General features: G+C 65.8%; 15 protein-coding genes. 7 read left to right on the forward strand and 8 right to left on the reverse strand.

The window, feature by feature from the left end:
* Positions 1 to 157: 157 nt before the first annotated feature.
* Positions 158 to 1,540 carry an SGNH/GDSL hydrolase family protein gene (locus G3N59_RS14430; protein ID WP_205983309.1) on the forward strand — a complete coding sequence of 461 codons (1,383 nt, stop codon included), beginning with the start codon at positions 158 to 160 and terminating at the stop codon, positions 1,538 to 1,540.
* A 99-nt stretch (positions 1,541 to 1,639) separates the two neighbouring features.
* On the opposite strand, the gene G3N59_RS14435 is transcribed toward G3N59_RS14430, so the two are convergent.
* From G3N59_RS14435 to G3N59_RS14465, 7 genes are all read right to left on the reverse strand, one after another.
* Complete coding sequence (locus G3N59_RS14435) at positions 1,640 to 2,680, reverse strand: L-threonylcarbamoyladenylate synthase (protein ID WP_205983310.1); 1,041 nt, start codon at positions 2,678 to 2,680, stop codon at positions 1,640 to 1,642.
* Between the two features lie 13 nt (positions 2,681 to 2,693).
* Entirely contained in the window at positions 2,694 to 3,911 is a 1,218-nt protein-coding gene (locus G3N59_RS14440) for a 5-(carboxyamino)imidazole ribonucleotide synthase (RefSeq protein WP_205983311.1), read from the reverse strand.
* Positions 3,912 to 4,071: 160 nt separating this feature from the next.
* Entirely contained in the window at positions 4,072 to 4,590 is a 519-nt protein-coding gene (gene purE, locus G3N59_RS14445) for a 5-(carboxyamino)imidazole ribonucleotide mutase (RefSeq protein ID WP_167065128.1), read from the reverse strand.
* 27 nt (positions 4,591 to 4,617) lie between these two features.
* On the reverse strand, positions 4,618 to 5,508 hold the full coding sequence (locus G3N59_RS14450) for a phosphoribosylaminoimidazolesuccinocarboxamide synthase (RefSeq protein WP_205983312.1): 891 nt from the start codon (positions 5,506 to 5,508) through the stop codon (positions 4,618 to 4,620).
* Positions 5,509 to 5,731: 223 nt separating this feature from the next.
* Entirely contained in the window at positions 5,732 to 6,796 is a 1,065-nt protein-coding gene (gene fba, locus G3N59_RS14455) for a class II fructose-bisphosphate aldolase (protein WP_027817856.1), read from the reverse strand.
* Between the two features lie 387 nt (positions 6,797 to 7,183).
* Positions 7,184 to 8,620, reverse strand: a complete 1,437-nt coding sequence (gene pyk / locus G3N59_RS14460) for a pyruvate kinase (protein ID WP_205983313.1) — start codon at positions 8,618 to 8,620, stop codon at positions 7,184 to 7,186.
* Between the two features lie 504 nt (positions 8,621 to 9,124).
* The gene (locus G3N59_RS14465; protein ID WP_205983314.1) at positions 9,125 to 10,324 is read right to left on the reverse strand and encodes a phosphoglycerate kinase; all 1,200 of its coding nucleotides are present in this window, start codon (positions 10,322 to 10,324) and stop codon (positions 9,125 to 9,127) included.
* Positions 10,325 to 11,016: 692 nt separating this feature from the next.
* Between G3N59_RS14465 and G3N59_RS14470 the strand changes: the two genes are divergently transcribed.
* From G3N59_RS14470 to G3N59_RS14495, 6 genes are all read left to right on the forward strand, one after another.
* A complete protein-coding gene (locus G3N59_RS14470) occupies positions 11,017 to 11,937 on the forward strand; it encodes a branched-chain amino acid transaminase (protein ID WP_205983315.1) in 921 nt (306 codons plus the stop codon).
* Positions 11,938 to 11,985: 48 nt separating this feature from the next.
* On the forward strand, positions 11,986 to 12,180 hold the full coding sequence (locus G3N59_RS14475; RefSeq protein WP_065059306.1) for a zinc-finger domain-containing protein: 195 nt from the start codon (positions 11,986 to 11,988) through the stop codon (positions 12,178 to 12,180).
* A 285-nt stretch (positions 12,181 to 12,465) separates the two neighbouring features.
* Positions 12,466 to 13,491, forward strand: coding sequence for a lipopolysaccharide heptosyltransferase II (waaF, locus tag G3N59_RS14480; RefSeq protein WP_205983316.1), 1,026 nt, complete (start codon positions 12,466 to 12,468; stop codon positions 13,489 to 13,491).
* Between the two features lie 325 nt (positions 13,492 to 13,816).
* A complete protein-coding gene (locus tag G3N59_RS14485) occupies positions 13,817 to 14,263 on the forward strand; it encodes a nuclear transport factor 2 family protein (RefSeq protein ID WP_205983317.1) in 447 nt (148 codons plus the stop codon).
* A 112-nt stretch (positions 14,264 to 14,375) separates the two neighbouring features.
* Positions 14,376 to 15,455: a hydrolase gene (locus tag G3N59_RS14490; protein WP_205983318.1), complete on the forward strand. Its 1,080-nt coding sequence runs from the start codon at positions 14,376 to 14,378 to the stop codon at positions 15,453 to 15,455.
* Positions 15,448 to 16,029, forward strand: a complete 582-nt coding sequence (locus G3N59_RS14495) for a DUF2946 family protein (protein WP_205983319.1) — start codon at positions 15,448 to 15,450, stop codon at positions 16,027 to 16,029. Before G3N59_RS14490 ends, G3N59_RS14495 begins: the two co-directional genes overlap by 8 nt.
* Positions 16,030 to 16,065: 36 nt before the next feature.
* Here G3N59_RS14495 and G3N59_RS14500 read toward each other — a convergent pair whose 3' ends face one another.
* Entirely contained in the window at positions 16,066 to 17,847 is a 1,782-nt protein-coding gene (locus G3N59_RS14500; RefSeq protein ID WP_205983320.1) for a M48 family metalloprotease, read from the reverse strand.
* Positions 17,848 to 17,925: the final 78 nt, after the last annotated feature.

Genomic DNA, 17,925 nt, shown 5'->3' on the forward strand with positions numbered 1-17,925 from the left:
TGTTGGCCACAGCCCGGGGAACTACGCAAAACACGAAGCGCGGCTAGCCAGGCCGCATCGGCTGGAAAAAACGCAGCAGAAACTGGCATCAGAAGCTTGCACCAGGCAGTGGCAAGACTGGCCACGAACAGGCCCAATTAGAGGAGATGAAGTGAATATGAAGCACCAAGCACCGAGACACCGTACCGTGCTGCGCACCACCCAGATCGCCCTCGCGAGCGCGGTTTTCGCGCTCCTCGCCGCCTGCGGCGGCAGCAGCGGCGGCGACAACAATTCCAATGCCACGCCCGCGTCGGGCACCAAGCTGCAGGTCGTGGCCTTCGGCACCAGCCTGACGGACGCCGGCACCTATTCCGAGCAGATCACGCCGGGCTTCGGCGGCGGCCGCTTCACGACCAATCCGGGCGAAGTCTGGGCGCAAAAGGTCTCCGAATACTTCGGCTACAGCCTCGATCCGGCCTTCGAAGGCGGCTTCGGCCTGCCGCTGACGGCCACCGGCGGCCTCGACTACGCTCAGGGCGGCGCCTACGTCTACACCGGCGGCGTGAGCGACACCAGCGTCGCCATCCCGACCGCCAGCCAGCAGCCGATCACGTGGCAGCTCCAGCAATACCTGGCGCAGCACGGCAGCTTCAATGCGAATCAGCTCGTGCTCGTCGAAGGCGGCGCGAACGAAATCCTGAATCTCATCGAGACCGACAACGCCGCTGGCCTGACCGCCTTCGGCACGGCGCTCGCATCGAGCACGTACGCCACGCTGGTGAGCAACACCACGGTGCAGCAGCAAACCGTCGCGGCACTGGTCCAGCAAGGCTTCACCACCGCGCAGGCGACCGCCCTCGTGCCGGCCGCCGTGCTGCTGCAGGTGATCAAGGCCGATGCGAACGCGAGCACCGACTTCGCGTCGATCATGCCGATCCTCAACGCCGCGGGCGAACTCGCCAGCCTCGTCAACACGCAGATCGCCGGTACGCCGAAGGTGGCCGTCGTGACCGTGCCCGACATCGGCAAGACGCCGGCCGCGCTCGCTGTGGACGCGGCCGTGAGCGCCACGCCGGGCTCCTCGGGCGCGCCCGACCAGGCACTGTCGCTGATCTCGGCGGCCTACAACCTCACGCTGATCCAGGGTCTCGCGACGTCGATCACCGCGAAGAAGGTGGTGCTGGTCGACACGTTCTCATGGCTCGACCAGTCGATCACGAACGCGACGAGCCTCGGCTTCAAGGTGACGAACACCGGTACGGCCTGCAACCTGACGCTGATGCAGCAGAACGCGACCAACTACGCGCTGGCGCATCCTTCGGTGCTGGGTCTGCCGGCCGGCACGTCGCAGTCGGTGATCGACGCGGCAGCGGCCGTGTACGGTGCGAACTTCGCCTCGTCGCTGTTCTGCTCGCCGCAGACGCTGACGACCGCCGACGCGCCCACGACCTATATGTTCGCGGATCAGGTGCACCCGAGCACGGCGCTGCACGCGCAGTTCGCCGCCTATGTCGAGACGCAGCTGGCTGCAGCGGGTATCGGCAAGGCACCGCAGTAAAGGCGCACGCGCAGGTTCGTCCTGCGCAAAGCAAAACACCCCACGCGCCTTGCGGCCGTGGGGTGTTTTTTCATGGCGATGCGCAAAATGCGCGCGACGTCAGTCCTGCTGTTGCTCGAACGCCGCCGCCGCGCGGCCAAGCCGGTCGTTCACGGCGATCCATTCGATCGTCTCCGGCAGCTTCTCGATGAGAATGCGCGAAACGTTCGCACGATCGAGCGCGCGCAACAGGCTGTACAGCTCGCGAGCGTAGATCTGCGGTTCTTCCGGCGCGCCGACGAAATGCACATTGGCAGCCGTGGCCCACGCCTGCGCGCGCGAAGCCCGCGCGACCAGCGCCACGGTTTCGCCCGCCTCGCGTGCGGCCGCCAGCATCGGCTCCAGCGCATCGAACGGCAGCAGCGCGAGCGGCGTGCGCGGCGCGTAATGCGCCTTGAGCGTGCCCGAAGCGCGCGGCGCGGTGGCGTCCGAACCATCGGGCAGACGCGGCGCTTCGCCCAGCACGCGCGCGATGTCCTGCGGACTCACGTGACCGGGACGCAGCAAGGCCGGGAAGCCGCGCGAGAGATCGAGAATCGTCGATTCGATGCCGACGTCGCATGCGCCGCCATCGAGCACATGCACATCCGCGCCGAACTCGTCGCGCACGTGCTGCGCGGTGGTCGGGCTCACATGACCGAAGCGGTTCGCCGACGGCGCCGCCACGCCGCCATGACCGCCGCGCCGCTGCGAGAACGCCGCCAGCAGACGCTGCGCGACCGGATGCGACGGGCAACGCAGGCCGACCGAATCCTGACCGCCGCTCACCGCATCGGGAATGCGCGCGTGGCGCTTCACGATCAGCGTGAGCGGGCCGGGCCAGAAGGCATCGACAAGCTTTTGCGCCGCTTCCGGCCACTCGGCCGCCCAGTACGTGGGATCGCCGCCAGGCGGCAGATGGACGATGACCGGATGATTGGCCGGACGCCCCTTCGCGGCATAAATGCCCGCGACGGCAGCGGGCGAAGCCGCATCGCCGCCCAGACCGTAGACGGTCTCGGTCGGAAACGCGACCAGCTCGCCCGCGTCGAGCAAGGCGGCGGCCTGCTCGATTTCGGCGTCGGTCGGATGCGCGGCGGTGCGGATCTGCTGATCGGACATGTCGCGGTCCAACTCAGCTCGTGACGATGTGCAGCAGGCGCGCGCAATCGCGTGCGGCCGTGCGCGCTTCGTCGAGCGTGGGCGCGGTGAAGTTCACGTGGCCCATCTTGCGGCCCGGGCGTGCATCTTCCTTGCCGTACAGATGCAGGCGCGCAGCCGGCATCGCCGCGACCTGATCCCACGGCGGCGTGATGGGCGCGGCGCCCTTCTGGGCCTTCGCTTCGCCCGCACCGGCCGGGAACCACACATCGCCGAGGATGTTGAGCATCACGGCCGGCGAGTGCTGGCGCGTGTCGCCCAGCGGCATGCCCGTCATCGCGCGCACCTGCTGCTCGAACTGGCTCGTGGCGCACGCATCGGTCGTGTAATGACCCGAGTTGTGCGGACGCGGCGCCATTTCGTTGGCGACCATCGACCCGTCTTCGAGGATAAAGAACTCCACGCACAGCACGCCGACATAACCGAGCTTCGCGGCGATCTGCAGCGCGGCCTGCTGGGCCTGCTGCACGAGCACGTCGCTTGCGTCGGGCGCGGGCACGATGGTGTGCGACAGCACGCCGTTACGGTGCGTGTTCTGCGCGAGCGGATACACCACCGCCGCGCCGTTCGCGCCGCGCGCAATCAGCGCGCTCACTTCGAACTTGAGCGGCAGACGCTTTTCCAGCACGCAAGGCACGCCGGCGAGCGACGCATGCGCTTCGCGCACTTCGTCGGCGTTGGTCACGCGAATCTGGCCTTTGCCGTCGTAACCCATGCGCGCGGTCTTGAGAATGCCGGGGAGCACGGCCGTGAGCGTCGCATCGTCGATGGCGGCCAGCGCCTGCGACGATTCGATCACCACATGCGGCGCGACCGGCACGCCCGAGGCAGCGATAAAGCGCTTTTCGGCAATGCGGTCCTGCGCGACGGCCACGCAGCGGCCGGCGGGACTCACGAAAGTCGATTTGGCGAGCGCGTCGAGACTTGCGGCGGGCACGTTCTCGAATTCGGTCGAGATCGCGGCGCACAGGCGCGCGAGTTCGGTGAGCGCGGCTTCGTCGTCGTAGGCCGCGCAGATGTGGCGGTCGGCCACGGCGCCTGCGGGACTCGTCGCGTCGGGATCGAGCACGGCGACGCGATAGCCCATCGCCTGAGCGGCAAAACAGAACATGCGGCCAAGCTGGCCGCCACCCACCATACCCAGCCATGCGCCGGGCAGGATCGGTGAAACCGGAGAATTGTCAGGAGTCATCTTCGTGGTCGGTCACGGCTGGCCGCGGCGCGTGGGGTGCGACGCGCGGACCAGACCGGGGTTTAACGTCGGCGGGACGTGCCTGATATCGACAACAAATCGACGATATATCAACGATATAGCGCCGATATGCACGCAGCGCCCGCGCCGACGGGGGCGCTTACAGCGCCGGCAACACCATCGCATGCGCCGCTTCGTTCTGGCGCACACGGAAAGCCGCGAGCTTGTTCGCGTATTCGGGATCGGTCCCGCTCAGCATCGAAACGGCGAAGAGCGCCGCATTGGCCGCGCCCGCCTCGCCGATGGCGAAGGTCGCAACCGGCACGCCCTTGGGCATCTGCACGATCGAATGGAGCGAATCCACGCCCTTCAGATACTTGCTGACCGCCGGCACGCCGAGCACCGGCACCGTGGTCTTGGCCGCCAGCATGCCCGGCAGATGCGCCGCGCCGCCCGCGCCCGCGATGATCGCGCGCAGGCCGCGCTCGCGCGCTTTCTCCGCGTACTCGAACATCTCGTCGGGCATGCGGTGCGCCGAAACGACCTTGGCCTCGTACGCCACGCCGAACTCCTGCAGGATCGCGACCGCGTGCTTCATCACATCCCAGTCGGAGCTGGAGCCCATCAACACGCCGACGAGCGGCGCCGCATGCTGGTGAGCCGTCTGAACTTCGCTCATTGTGCTTCCTTCTTCCCTCAAATGACTTTAGGCGAGCTTCTGGCCGGTCAGGCGCTCAAGCGCTTCCTGATACTTGGCCGAGGTCTTTTCGATCACATCTTCGGGCAGCTTCGGTGCCGGCGGCTCCTTCGCCCAGTCCTGGGTTTCGAGCCAGTCGCGCACGAACTGCTTGTCGAACGACGGCGGGTTCGAGCCCACCTGATACTGGTCAGCCGGCCAGAAACGCGACGAGTCGGCCGTGAGCGCCTCGTCCATCAGGAACAGCTGGCCGTTGTTGTCCAGACCAAACTCGAACTTGGTGTCGGCGATGATGATGCCGCGCGTGGCAGCGTAATCGGCGGCTTCCTTGTACAGCTTGATCGAGATTTCCTTGATCGTGCGCGAGAGTTCGGTGCCGATGCGGCGCTCCATCTCGTCGTACGTGATGTTCTCGTCGTGATGACCCATTTCGGCCTTGGCGGCCGGCGTGAAAATCGGCTCGGGCAGCTTTTGCGCGTTCTGCAGGCCTTCCGGCAGTTGCACGCCGCACACCGCGCCGGTTGCCTGGTAATCCTTCCAGCCGCTACCGGCCAGATAGCCGCGCACCACGGCTTCGACGAGGATCGGCTCGAGGCGCTTGACCACGACGGCGCGGCCCTTGACCTGCTCGACTTCGTCGGCGGACACGACGGTTTCCGGCGCCACGCCCGTGAGGTGGTTCGGCACGACGTGCTTGAGCTTCTCGAACCAGAAGTCAGCCATCTGGTTGAGCACCTCGCCCTTGCGCGGAATCGGCTCGCCCATGATGACGTCGAACGCCGACAGGCGGTCGGTCGTGACGATCAGCAGCTTGTCGGTGCCCACGGCGTAGTTGTCGCGGACCTTGCCGCGGCCGAGGAGCGGCAGCGAGCTGAGCGTGGATTCGTAGAGGGTAGACATCGTCGTGATTCGCTAAAAAGACAGTTCGAGGACTATCGAAACAGAAGGCGGAACCCCGGCCTGCGATGCAAGCTGAAGGCGGAATTCTGAGGGTATTGCGAGGTTAAACCAAAAAGCACGTCGCCGTCCCCCAAAACAGGCGGAAACGGCGACGTTTTTGTCTCGCCGCGAGCGCACGGCTTTTAACCCGCACGCTCGCAGATCAAGGCGGTTTTATCCGAACTTAGCGCACGATCTGTGCGAGTTCGCCCGACTTGTACTTCTCGGCGATCTTGTCGAGCGAGACCGGCTTGATCTTGCCAGCCTGGCCTTCGCAACCGAACGCGAGGAAGCGGTCCACGCAGACCTTCTTCGCAGCTTCGCGAGCCGGCTTCAGGTAATCGCGCGGGTCGAACTTCGACGGGTTTTCGAACATATAGCGACGGATCGCGCCCGTGATGGCCAGACGCAGGTCGGTGTCGATATTGATCTTGCGCACGCCATGACGAATGCCTTCCTGGATCTCCTCCACCGGCACGCCGTACGTTTCCTTCATGTCGCCGCCGAATTCGCGGATTTCAGCCAGCAGTTCCTGCGGCACCGACGACGAACCGTGCATGACCAGGTGCGTGTTCGGGATGCGTGCGTGGATTTCCTTGATGCGCTGGATCGACAGGATGTCGCCCGTGGGCTTCTTGGAGAACTTGTAGGCGCCGTGCGAGGTGCCGATTGCGATCGCCAGTGCGTCGCACTGGGTCAGCTTCACGAAGTCGGCGGCCTGCTCCGGGTCCGTCAGGAGCTGTTCGCGCGTCATGGTGCCTTCCGCGCCGTGACCGTCTTCCTTGTCGCCCATCAGGGTTTCCAGCGAACCGAGCACGCCCAGTTCCGCTTCGACCGTGACGCCGATCGAGTGCGCCATTTCGACGACCTTGCGCGAGACATCGACGTTGTACTCGTAGGAAGCGACCGTCTTGCCGTCGGCTTCGAGCGAACCGTCCATCATCACGCTGGTGAAGCCGCTGCGGATCGCAGCCATGCAGACCGCCGGCGACTGGCCGTGGTCCTGGTGCATCACGACGGGGATATGCGGATACGACTCGACCGCCGCTTCGATCAGGTGGCGCAGGAACGGCTCGCCCGCGTACTTACGCGCGCCGGCCGAGGCCTGCATGATCACGGGCGAGCCGACCTGGCTGGCCGCTTCCATGATCGCCTGAACCTGTTCGAGGTTGTTCACGTTGAACGCGGGCAGACCGTAGCCGTTTTCGGCCGCATGGTCGAGCAGTTGACGCATTGAAACGAGAGGCATTGTTGCTACTCCTTTGATTTGAAACGAATTGCTTCGTGCCGCCGGCCGTCTTGCGCAGCCGGTCGAGGGCGGCCTGGCAGCCGCCTCCCGCGTGCTCGTCGCGGGCTCAATGACGTGATTTTATCGCGAAGCGACTGCAATTCCCGCGCCGAAACGCGTAACTGGCATGAAATTGGCGTATCCGAACGTCAGAAGCGCGAGAAGATGCAAAAAGGATTGACAGCCCGCGCGTTGCCTCAACTGCGCGAGAGCCGGAATTGCGGGGATTTACGTCGATTTTGCTACGATCTTGCAGTCAATTAGCGCCGATCTGATACCAATGTGATACCAGTCGGCGCCAATGGTGTTAACTCGCTGTTTTTTTCAAAACCGCGTTACAGCACTGCGTTACAGCACATCTCCGACACGCACGATCTTCAGCGTGTTGGTGCCGCCAGGCTGGCCCATCGGCTCGCCCACGGTCAGCACGACCATGTCGCCGCGCGACGCGTAGCCCTTGCTCACCACCACTTCGATCGCCTGCTGCAGCGCCGTGTCGCGGTCGCTGCTGGTGTCCAGATGCAGCGGCGTGACATTGCGGTACAGCGACATGGCGCGCTCGCTACCCTCGCGCGGCGTCAGCGCGAAGATCGGCACGTGGGTCCAGTGACGCGACATCCACAGCGCGGTCGAGCCCGATTCCGTCAGCGCGACGATGGCCTTGGCGCCCAGATGGTAGGCCGTGAACAGCGCGCCCATCGCGATCGACTGGTCGATGCGCGTGAAAGTGCGGTCGAGGAAATCCTTGTCCAGCTCGGATTGTTCCGACTTTTCGGCTTCCAGGCAGATGGCGGCCATCGTTTCGATGGTCTGCACCGGGTACTTGCCTGCTGCCGATTCGGCCGACAGCATCACGGCGTCGGTGCCGTCGAGCACGGCATTGGCGACGTCCGAGACTTCGGCGCGCGTGGGCACCGGCGCGTGGATCATCGACTCCATCATCTGCGTGGCCGTGATGACGAGCTTGTTCGACTCGCGCGCCATGCGGATCATGCGCTTTTGCAGCGCCGGAACCGCGGCGTTGCCGACTTCCACGGCCAGATCGCCGCGGGCGACCATGATGCCGTCCGACGAATCGAGAATTTCCTGCAGCGCCGGAATCGCTTCGGCGCGCTCGATCTTCGCGATCATCTTCGGCTTGATGCCGTACGGCGCACCCGCGATGTTGGCGAGCTGACGCGCCATTTCCATGTCGGTGGCGTTCTTGGGGAACGACACGGCCACGAAGTCCACGCCGATCGACATCGCCGTGCGGATGTCTTCCATGTCCTTCGCGGTCAGCGCCGGCGCCGTGAGGCCGCCGCCCTGACGGTTGATGCCCTTGTTGTTGGACAGCTCGCCGCCGATCTTCACGACCGTGTGAATTTCGGTGCCGATCACGCGCGACACGTCGAGCACGATCAGGCCGTCGTTGAGCAGCAGCACGTCGCCCGGCTTCAGGTCGCGCGGCAGGTCTTTGTAGTCGAGACCGACGCGCTCGTCGTTACCGAGTTCGCATTCGGCGTCGAGGATAAAAGGCTGGCCCGGTTCGAGCAGCGTCTTGCCGTTCTCGAACTTGCCGACGCGGATCTTGGGGCCTTGCAGGTCAGCCATGATCGCGACTTCGCGGCCGGCCTGACGGGCGCACGCCCGCACGTTCTCGGCACGCTGACGGTGATCGTCGGCGGTGCCGTGCGAGAAGTTGAGGCGCACCACGTCCAATCCTGCGTGGATCATTTTCAGCAGGATGTCCGGCGTGCTGGAAGCCGGACCGATGGTGGCGACAATCTTGGTGGCGCGATGCATGAGTCTCCTCGTCTGGATAGGATCGCTGGGAAAACCGTTACTGCGAGAAGTGCTGGCCGGCTGCGCTGACGCGGTTCCAACTTGCGTAGCACTGCCGTGACGCGCACCGGTGATGCCCGGCGTCGCTTTCTTGGAGGGCGCTTCCTTGGCCGATACGACTGGCGCGGCCTCGGTGGCGTTACTTTGATGCGTTTGTGCTTGCTGTGCCTGCGAAGCTTCGGCGGCGGGCGTGGCTGTGCGCCCTGCTTCATGACCGGCTTGCGGCGTCACCGTCGTCGCGAGCGATTCAGCGGTCGCTGCGCCCGACGGGGTCGAATCAGATTCCATCACCGCTTCGAGAACGGCAACGGACGTCGCGTCCGCCCGTGCCTCTTCTGTCGCGGCTTGCAGGGGCGTCGGCCCCTGCTTTGCGGCGGATTGCGCGGCCCCGGCTGCGACGCGCTTTTGCGCGCTCGCACGAGGAAGCTTGTTGGTGGCCTTCCCGGCCGGGGCGCGCGGCGCCACTTAGCCTGCCGCCCGGGTTTCGAGCACTTCCACGGCCGGCAGCTTCTTGCCTTCGAGGAACTCGAGGAAAGCGCCGCCGCCGGTGGAGATATAGCTGACCTTATCGGCGATGTTGTACTTCGCGATGGCCGCGAGCGTGTCGCCGCCGCCTGCGATCGAGAACGCGCCCGAATTCGCGATGGCGTCCGCCAGCGTCTTCGTGCCGTTGCCGAACTGGTCGAACTCGAACACGCCAACCGGGCCGTTCCACACGATCGTGCCGGCCTGCGCGAGCTGCGCGGCGAGCGCATTGGCCGTGACCGGGCCGATGTCGAGGATCATGTCGTCGTCGGCGACGTCGGCGACATTCTTGGTTTCGGCCTTGGCCGTCGCCGAGAATTCCTTGGCCGTGACCACGTCCGTCGGGATCGGCACCGAGGCGCCGCGTGCGCGGGCCGCGTCGATGATCGCCTTGGCGTCGTCGATCAGATCGACTTCGGCCAGCGACTTGCCGATCTTCAGGCCGGCAGCCAGCATGAACGTGTTGGCGATGCCGCCGCCGACGATCAGCTGATCGACCTTTTCGGCCAGCGACTTGAGAATGGTGAGCTTGGTCGAAACCTTCGAACCGGCGACGATCGCCACCAGCGGGCGCTTCGGTGCGCCGAGCGCCTTGCCGAGCGCGTCCAGCTCGGCCGCCAGCAGCGGGCCTGCGCAGGCGATGGGCGCGTACTTCGCGATGCCGTGCGTGGTGGCTTCGGCGCGGTGCGCGGTGCCGAACGCGTCGTTCACGTAGATATCGCAGAGCTGGGCCATTTTCTGGGCCAGTTCGTCCGAATTCTTCTTCTCGCCCTTGTTGACGCGGCAGTTTTCGAGCAGCACGACATTGCCCGGCTCGACGTTCACGCCGTTTTCCACCCAGTTCGCGACCAGCGGCACGTCGCGGCCGAGCAGTTCGGCCAGACGCTGCGCAACCGGAGCGAGCGAGTCTTCGGGTTTGAATTCACCTTCGGTCGGGCGGCCCAGGTGGGACGTGACCATCACCGCGGCGCCCGCATCCAGCGCGGCCTTGATGGCCGGCACGGAAGCGCGCACGCGGGTGTCTTCGGTGATGTTGCCGTGGTCGTCCTGCGGCACGTTCAGGTCGGCGCGGATGAACACCCGCTTGCCCTTGAGCTTGCCTTCGGAGATCAGATCGGAAAGACGCAGAACCTTGTTCATGGACATGTCATCTTGATGGTGGGAAGGCGGTGACAAGACGATGCAGGTCCGCGGGCCGCTGAAGCGTTGCTTCGGGCAGCCAGGGCGGCTAAGGCGCGACGGGCGCGGCGCGGGATCCGCGCGGCTGCCGTCTCCAGGCGCCGCCGCGGGTCGCTTGCTCGGCGCTCGGCACGAGCCGGCATCGAATTGCGAGATCGGTATTTTAGCCGATAGCCAGGATGATCTGAGGCGTGCATCGGCGAATGTCCCGTATTTGGGAGAACGCTGAGTGTCATATTTACGATTGTGCAACGCAACATGACAATCTTCGTTCAGCACGCGTTTGTCAGCGGTGAAAGAGACCGAAGACAGCTTCCAATCCAGACATAAAAGATGCACAAGCCGCGCACAAGCCAGGCAGAAACTGGCCGCACGCGGCGCCGGATCGGCCCGGAAGGCCCGCCGCGCGCGCCCGTGGGCGCGCTAAGGCCGCGTAAATGACGTTAGAATGATCCTCTTTGCCAAACGCTGGCGCAGCGTGCCCGAACACCGGCGCGCAATGCGCGAGGAATCGCGGCGCGTTGCGATGCCCGACTTATATGCCCAGCGCATATAACAACGTTTAGCACCGGTTTTCAGTCGTTTTTGCCCGCTTTTTTGCGCGTTTTTTGCTCGTTTAATCACCGTTTCACTGCACTCGCCTGGAGAATCGTATGTCAATGGCCGACCGCGACGGCAAGATCTGGATGGACGGCAAGCTGGTGGACTGGCGCGACGCCAACATCCACGTGCTGACCCACACGCTGCACTACGGCATGGGCGTCTTCGAAGGCGTACGCGCTTACAAGACCACCGACGGGACCGCCATTTTCCGCCTGGCCGAGCACACCAAGCGTCTGCTCAACTCGGCGAAGATCTTCCAGATGGACGTGCCGTTCGACGCGAAAACCCTCGCCGACGCGCAGCTCGAAGTCGTGCGCGAGAACAAGCTCGAATCCTGCTACATCCGCCCGATCATCTGGGTCGGCTCGGAAAAGCTCGGCGTCTCGGCCAAAGGCAACACGATTCATGTGGCGATCGCCGCGTGGCCGTGGGGCGCTTACCTGGGCGAAGACGGTCTGGCCAAGGGCATCCGCGTGAAGACGTCGTCGTTCACGCGCCATCACGTGAACGTGTCGATGGTGCGCGCGAAGGCGTCGGGCTGGTACGTGAACTCGATTCTCGCCAACCAGGAAGCCACCGCCGACGGCTACGACGAAGCGCTGCTGCTCGACGTCGACGGCTATGTCTCGGAAGGCTCGGGCGAAAACTTCTTCCTCGTCAACAACGGCAAGATCTACACGCCGGATCTCGCGTCCTGCCTCGACGGCATCACGCGCGACACGGTCATCACGCTGGCGCGCGACATGGGTATCCCCGTGATCGAAAAGCGCATCACGCGCGACGAGGTCTACACCTGCGACGAAGCGTTCTTCACCGGCACCGCCGCCGAAGTCACGCCGATCCGCGAACTGGATAACCGCACCATCGGTTCCGGCTCGCGCGGCCCGATCACCGAGAAGCTGCAATCGGCATTCTTCGACGTGGTTTCGGGCAAAAACGAGAAATACGCACACTGGCTCGCGAAGGTCTGAGGACCGCCGCGCACCGTGCGCCCCACTGCTACACAGAGAAACATCCCCATGAGCGAACTCAAGGAAATGCCGCTGGTCGAGTTGAAGGCCAAGGACCTGCCGGCGTACTGCCCGAACCCGTCGATGCCGCGCTGGAGCAACCATCCGCGCGTCTTTATCGACGTGACGCACGGCGAAGCAAAGTGCCCGTACTGCAGCACGCGCTACAAGCTGAAAGAAGGCGAGGTCGTGCACGGCCATTGATGGCCGGGGCGTATCCGCAGGCGCGGCCTCTACATCGATGATGTCGAGGCCGCGCCTGACCGCTTTCGAACCGCGCTTTCGAGTACCCGTAAAATTTGGCATTCCCGAGCTTAGCGCCGGCCCCGCGCCCGCTGAACACACGGAGCGCCACGGACTCGCAGCCTCCCCCGACGCGCTCCGGCGCGTCTTTTCCTAACCGCGTTTCGCGCGCGACGCCGCTGGCCCCCATTGCCTGGGAGCCGCCCGTGCCCGAAACCTTTGCCTTTTTCCGGACTTTGAATCCCGATGCGCCGCGCGCTGGTTATTGCACCGAACTGGATCGGTGACGCACTGATGGCGCAGCCGCTATTTTCGCGGCTCGTAAAACTGCATCCGCGTATCGAAATCGACGCGATTGCGCCCACCTGGGTTGCGCCCGTTCTCGAGCGCATGCCCGAGATTCGCGACGTCTACGCCACCGACCTCGCCCACGGCAAGCTGCAGTTGCTGCGCCGCTGGCAACTCGCCGGCGACCTGCGCGCCGAAAAATACGACGCCGCCTATGTGCTGCCGAATTCGCTGAAATCCGCGCTGATCCCGTGGCTCGCGAACATTCCGCTGCGCATCGGCTACACGGGCGAAAGCCGCTACGGCCTGCTCAACGTGCGCCACGCGAATCCGCCCAAGGACGAGCGTCCGCCGATGGTCAAGCACTACGCCGCGCTCGCCTGGGCGCCCGGCGCGAAAGTGCCCGACGATCTGCCGCTGCCGCGTCTCGAAGCCGACCCGAACGAAGCCTCGCGCGTTTCGGCGCGCTTCAATCTGGACACGCGCGTGCCGCTGCTGGTGTTCTGCCCCGGCGCGGAATACGGCCCGGCCAAGCGCTGGCCGCCCGAGCATTTCGCGGCGCTCGCGCGCATGGTCGGCCAGTCGTTCCCGTACACGCAGATCATCGCGCTCGGCTCGCCCAAGGACGCCCCGCTCGCCCAGGCGATCGCCGACCAGGCGCCCAACGTGCGCAATCTGTGCGGCCAGACCGCGCTCGGCGAAGCCTGCGCGCTGATCTCGCGCGCCAGCGCCGTGGTGACCAACGATTCGGGTCTGATGCACGTGGCGGCCGCGCTGCGCCGCCCGCTGGTGGCGCTTTACGGATCGACAGATCCGCGCCACACCCCGCCCCTGTCGGACCTCGCAAAGGTACAATGGCTGCATCTCGAGTGCAGTCCCTGCTTTGCGCGCGAGTGTCCGCTCGGGCATCAGAAATGCCTGCGCGAACTGAGCGCCGAACAGGTTTTCGACGACTTGCGCGGCATGCTGGTCGCCCAACGCTGAAGCACACGCAACGCGTTGCGCGGCCGCCACGTTCAGGCACGCCCCGTAACGTGGATGTGCGGCACGCCACCGACGCCGTACCCGTGGCACGCGCCCAATGCAGTAAAGGGCGCTTCACGGGGAACGCGTAGCAAGGTCAGGCAAAAACCGCATCGGCGTGCAGCACGAAGTCTTGCGTCACAGGCCTGTCTCGCGATCGCGGCAAGCTCGCGGCTGCCGGCTTGTGTCTTGCCACAAGGCGCAAACCGTCCGGTCGCCAGCCAGTCGCGGCATCGCCAACCGAAGCTAACGCCAACCCGCGCCAAGCGCATCAGATCAACGAGCCATGCCACGTTTTGCCCACATCTTCGAAGCTGCCGCGGACACTCTCAACGCGTACTACCAGGCCGTCGCGGAGGTCAATATCGACGCGCTGATGGGCCTGTGGATCGATGAGGAGTTCGTCAGTTGCATCAGCGCCGAAGGCGCGCATCTGCACGGCCTGTCCGATATCCGCTCGGGCCTTGCAGCGCAGCTCGTCGCCGCGCCGGTGTCGATCGAACCGCTCGACATCCGCGTGTACGACAGCCTCGGCACCGTGGTCTACGCGATCGTCGAAGCACACCGCCCGGTCGATCCGAGTGCGATCCCGGCGATGGTCTTCACGACCTACGTGATGGTTCATGAACGCGGCGAATGGCGCATCGCGCACATTCACGCCAGCAAGATGCCGGACGACGCGGCCAGCCAGTTCGCGGCGAAGCTGCGCCACGGCCAGGGCGCGCTGCACTGAAGTCGCAGTACAGGCGCGCGTGACGCCCAGCGCAAGGCGTCACGAAGTAAGCGGCAATGCCACGAAGCGCCGACGGAACAAGAAGTCACGCAGTTGCAAGAAGGGGACGGCCATGAGCACGACAGGCGACGAAGCAGCCAATTTCGACGCGGCAACCCATGCGTTACAGCATGCCGCGCCTTCAGGCCTGAACCTGGGCCTCGATCCCAACGATTCCGCCCCTGGCTATCGAGCGCCGTTCTGGCTGCCCGGCGCCCACATCCAGACCATCATCCCCGCGCTGTTCTCGCGTCTGCCGCTGCCGGCCTACCGGCGCGAGCGCTGGGACACGCCCGACGGCGATTTCATCGAACTCGACTGGGTCGACAGCCCCGCCGCCACGCCCGCCAACGCCCCGCTGTTCGTGCTGTTCCACGGCCTGGAAGGCAGTTCCGGCTCACACTACGCGCGTGCGCTGGCCGCTGCCGCCACCGCGCGCGGCTGGCGCGCCGTGATTCCGCACTTTCGCAGCTGCAGCGGGCCGATGAACCTGCTGCCGCGCTTCTATCATCTCGCCGATTCCGCCGAAGTCGACTGGGTGCTGCGCCGCCTCGCCGCGCAGCACGCGGGGCCGATCGTGGCGGCGGGCGTGTCGCTGGGCGGCAACGTCCTGCTGCACTGGCTCGCGCAGCAACGCGAAGACGCGCAGATCGTCAGCGCGGCGGCCGCGATCTCCGCGCCGCTCGACGTGCATGCGGGCGGCAAGATGCTCGCGAGCGGCCTCGGCATGATCTACACGCGCAGCTTCCTCAAGACGCTCAAGGTCAAGGCGCTGCAGAAGCTCGACCAGTTCCCCGGCCTGTTCGACGCCCAGGCCGTGCTGGCCACGCGCAACATGTACGAATTCGACAACGTGGTGACCGCGCCGCTGCACGGCTTTCAGAGCGCGCACGACTACTGGACCCAGGCCACCGTGCGCCCGAAACTCGGCGAAATCGTCGTGCCCACCTTGCTGCTCAACGCCCGCAACGACCCGTTCCTGCCCGGCGAAGTCCTGCCCGCGCGCCACGAAGTGAGCGCCGCCGTGGAACTGGATCAGCCCGAAAACGGCGGCCACGTCGGCTTCATGACCGGACCGTTCCCGGGCCGCTGCGAGTGGCTGGCGCAGCGCGTCACCGACTATCTTTCGCCCAACCTCCCCGCTCATGGATGACATCGTCAAGCAGGCGCTCGCGCGCTGGCCCAACGTTCCTCACTGCACCGGCTGGCTGCGCCTCGATGCGCGCGGCCACTGGCGTCTGCGCGACGAAGCCGATCAGGCGCAAGGCGCGCCCGGCACGCCGATCCGCCATGAAGCGCTGAACGCCTTCATCAGCCGCAATTACGAACGCGGCGACGACGGCCAGTGGTACTTCCAGAACGGGCCGCAGCGTGTCTATGTCGAGCTGGAGTACACGCCCTCGGTCGTGCGCCTCGTGCGCGCGGCGGATGGCGCGCTGGCGCTGGGCGATCAGACCGGCAAGGCCTTCGAGCCGATGGCGGTTTATCTCGACGAACACGGCAGCGTGCTGTTCGCGAACGCGCAAGGCCAGGTGGCGCTGCTGCACGATCACGATCTGGATGCCTTCGCGGAACACGCCACGCTCGCCGACGATGGCCAGGGCGGCACCTTCCATTGGCGCGCGGGCATCGACTTGCCGTTGCAGGCGATCGCGCGCGCCGAGGTGCCCGCGCGCTTCGCTTTCGTTCAGAGTCCCGAAGAAAAAGAAAAAGCCGCGAAAGTTTGATCGCACCGATCACGCCGCTCACACCGGTCACACCGATCAGCCGCGATCCTTTTCCTCCGCCCGCTCCTCCTTGTAGCGCGCCTCGAAATCATGCAGGCGCGCGTCGATGGTCGACAGATCGTAGAAGCCCACCGCTTTCATGTCGCGCGCCTCCTTCAACTGGCGGATCGCCGACGGCCACGCGCCGTCGATCGCGAACTTCTCCGCCAGCGCCCGGCGCTGCATCAGCAGATCGCCGATCCCCGCGCTCGACTGCGCCAGATACTGCCACCAGGCGCCCTCTTTCGGCTCGGCTTCGGTCTGCTGGCGCGCCAGCGTCTGCGCCTCCTTGAAGCGGCGCGCGGCGATCAGCGATTGCAGCAGGATGTCGGTGGCCGCATGCGAAGCGGGCCACGCCGCGTGCGCGGCCTGCGCGAGCCGCACGGCATCGTCGTTGCGGGCAGCGCGACGGGCGATATCGGCGGCCAGCACATCGAGACTCGGCGAGCTGCGCTGCCTGCTGCCGTCGCCCGCTTCGAACTGCGCGAACGCCGCGCGCGAAGTCGCGAGCGACGCCTGTGCATCGTCGTAGCGCTCCAGCAGCATCTGCGCGAAGGCAATGCCATACCAGTTCGCGGCCACGTTGAGCGCCACCCGGTCGTCGATTTCCGCGCGCAGCCGCGAAATTTCATCGATATATTCACCGCGCGAGCGGTCCTGCAACACCCGCACACGCGCGCGCACGAAGCCGTATTCCGGCGCCTGGCGCGGCTGCCGGTAAGGCGCGCGGCGCGCGCGGTCCTGCATGTCGGCGATGCGCTCGCCCGTGAGCGGGTGCGTGCGCGCATAGGCGGGCACGCCGGCATCGCCCATCGACGCACGTTCGAGCCGCTCGAAAAACGCCACCATGCCCCACGGGTCGTAGCCCGCGCCCGCCAGCAACTGGAAGCCGACGCGGTCCGCCTCGTGCTCGGCGGCGCGCGAAAAACGCAACTGGCTATCGACCATATACGCCTGACTGCCGATCGCAATCGCGCTGCCCAGATCGCCGCTGCGCGCGAGCACGCCCGCGAGAATGCCGAACAGAATGCCCGCGAGCGCCGTATAGCCGGTGCGCTCGCTCTGCGAGAGCATGCGCGCGATGTGCCGCTGCAGGACGTGCCCCATCTCGTGACCGAGCACGGAAGCGAGTTCGGATTCCGTCTGCGTCGTCACGATCAGCCCGGAGTTCACGCCGATAAAACCGCCTGGCAGCGAGAACGCGTTGATCTGGCCGTCACGCATGGCGAAGAGATCGAAGTCGGGCCGATAGCCGCCGATGAACTGCGCCGCCGCCGATGCCGAAAGCCGCTGCGCGACCGAATCGAGATAATCGAGCACGAGCCAATCGCCGATGTAGTCGGGGTCGCGGCGAATTTCGCGCATCACGCGCTCGCCGATGCGGCGCTCGGCCTGGGGCGTGAGCGCGCCGCCCGAGCCATCGCCCAGATCGGGCAGTTGCGGCACCCAGGCGGGCACGTGCACACTGGGATTGCCGCTCGCCGATCCAGATAAAGTTTGGCCGAAACGGCTCTGCGCGCCGCCGTAAGTGCCGAACACGCCCTGCGCGATCGAGGCGGGCACGACCGCATCGGCGGAATCGTCGAGCGGGCCGCTGACCAAGGCTGGCGCGGTGGGAGAAAGCGCGGCGGGCGCCCTGGAAGGTGGCGCGGCAGACGCAGTGACCGCAGCCGAGCCGAGATCGAGCACCGCGCGCGGCGCCGACGCCTGCGCCCACGTTTGCACCGGAGCGGCAAGCGACATGCTCAAACAGACAGCCAGCAGCCGTTTCTGAAGCATCGTGGTCAGATCGGAAAGCAGACAGCGCGAGGATGCCGGCGCGGCGGCCAGCCACCGGCCGATTGTAGAACGTCGCCC

The sequence above is a fragment of the Paraburkholderia sp. Ac-20340 genome (assembly GCF_017104965.1).
In the GTDB taxonomy this organism is placed as follows: Bacteria; Pseudomonadota; Gammaproteobacteria; order Burkholderiales; family Burkholderiaceae; genus Paraburkholderia.

Bases quoted from the DNA above. Each gene is read 5' to 3' on its own strand.
- G3N59_RS14430 (WP_205983309.1), top strand. From the start codon at position 158: ATGAAGCACCAAGCACCGAGACACCGTACCGTGCTGCGCACCACCCAG.
- G3N59_RS14435 (WP_205983310.1), bottom strand. From the start codon at position 2,680: ATGTCCGATCAGCAGATCCGCACCGCCGCGCATCCGACCGACGCCGAA.
- G3N59_RS14440 (WP_205983311.1), bottom strand. From the start codon at position 3,911: ATGACTCCTGACAATTCTCCGGTTTCACCGATCCTGCCCGGCGCATGG.
- purE (WP_167065128.1), bottom strand. From the start codon at position 4,590: ATGAGCGAAGTTCAGACGGCTCACCAGCATGCGGCGCCGCTCGTCGGC.
- G3N59_RS14450 (WP_205983312.1), bottom strand. From the start codon at position 5,508: ATGTCTACCCTCTACGAATCCACGCTCAGCTCGCTGCCGCTCCTCGGC.
- fba (WP_027817856.1), bottom strand. From the start codon at position 6,796: ATGCCTCTCGTTTCAATGCGTCAACTGCTCGACCATGCGGCCGAAAAC.
- pyk (WP_205983313.1), bottom strand. From the start codon at position 8,620: ATGCATCGCGCCACCAAGATTGTCGCCACCATCGGTCCGGCTTCCAGC.
- G3N59_RS14465 (WP_205983314.1), bottom strand. From the start codon at position 10,324: ATGAACAAGGTTCTGCGTCTTTCCGATCTGATCTCCGAAGGCAAGCTC.
- G3N59_RS14470 (WP_205983315.1), top strand. From the start codon at position 11,017: ATGTCAATGGCCGACCGCGACGGCAAGATCTGGATGGACGGCAAGCTG.
- G3N59_RS14475 (WP_065059306.1), top strand. From the start codon at position 11,986: ATGAGCGAACTCAAGGAAATGCCGCTGGTCGAGTTGAAGGCCAAGGAC.
- waaF (WP_205983316.1), top strand. From the start codon at position 12,466: ATGCGCCGCGCGCTGGTTATTGCACCGAACTGGATCGGTGACGCACTG.
- G3N59_RS14485 (WP_205983317.1), top strand. From the start codon at position 13,817: ATGCCACGTTTTGCCCACATCTTCGAAGCTGCCGCGGACACTCTCAAC.
- G3N59_RS14490 (WP_205983318.1), top strand. From the start codon at position 14,376: ATGAGCACGACAGGCGACGAAGCAGCCAATTTCGACGCGGCAACCCAT.
- G3N59_RS14495 (WP_205983319.1), top strand. From the start codon at position 15,448: ATGGATGACATCGTCAAGCAGGCGCTCGCGCGCTGGCCCAACGTTCCT.
- G3N59_RS14500 (WP_205983320.1), bottom strand. From the start codon at position 17,847: ATGCTTCAGAAACGGCTGCTGGCTGTCTGTTTGAGCATGTCGCTTGCC.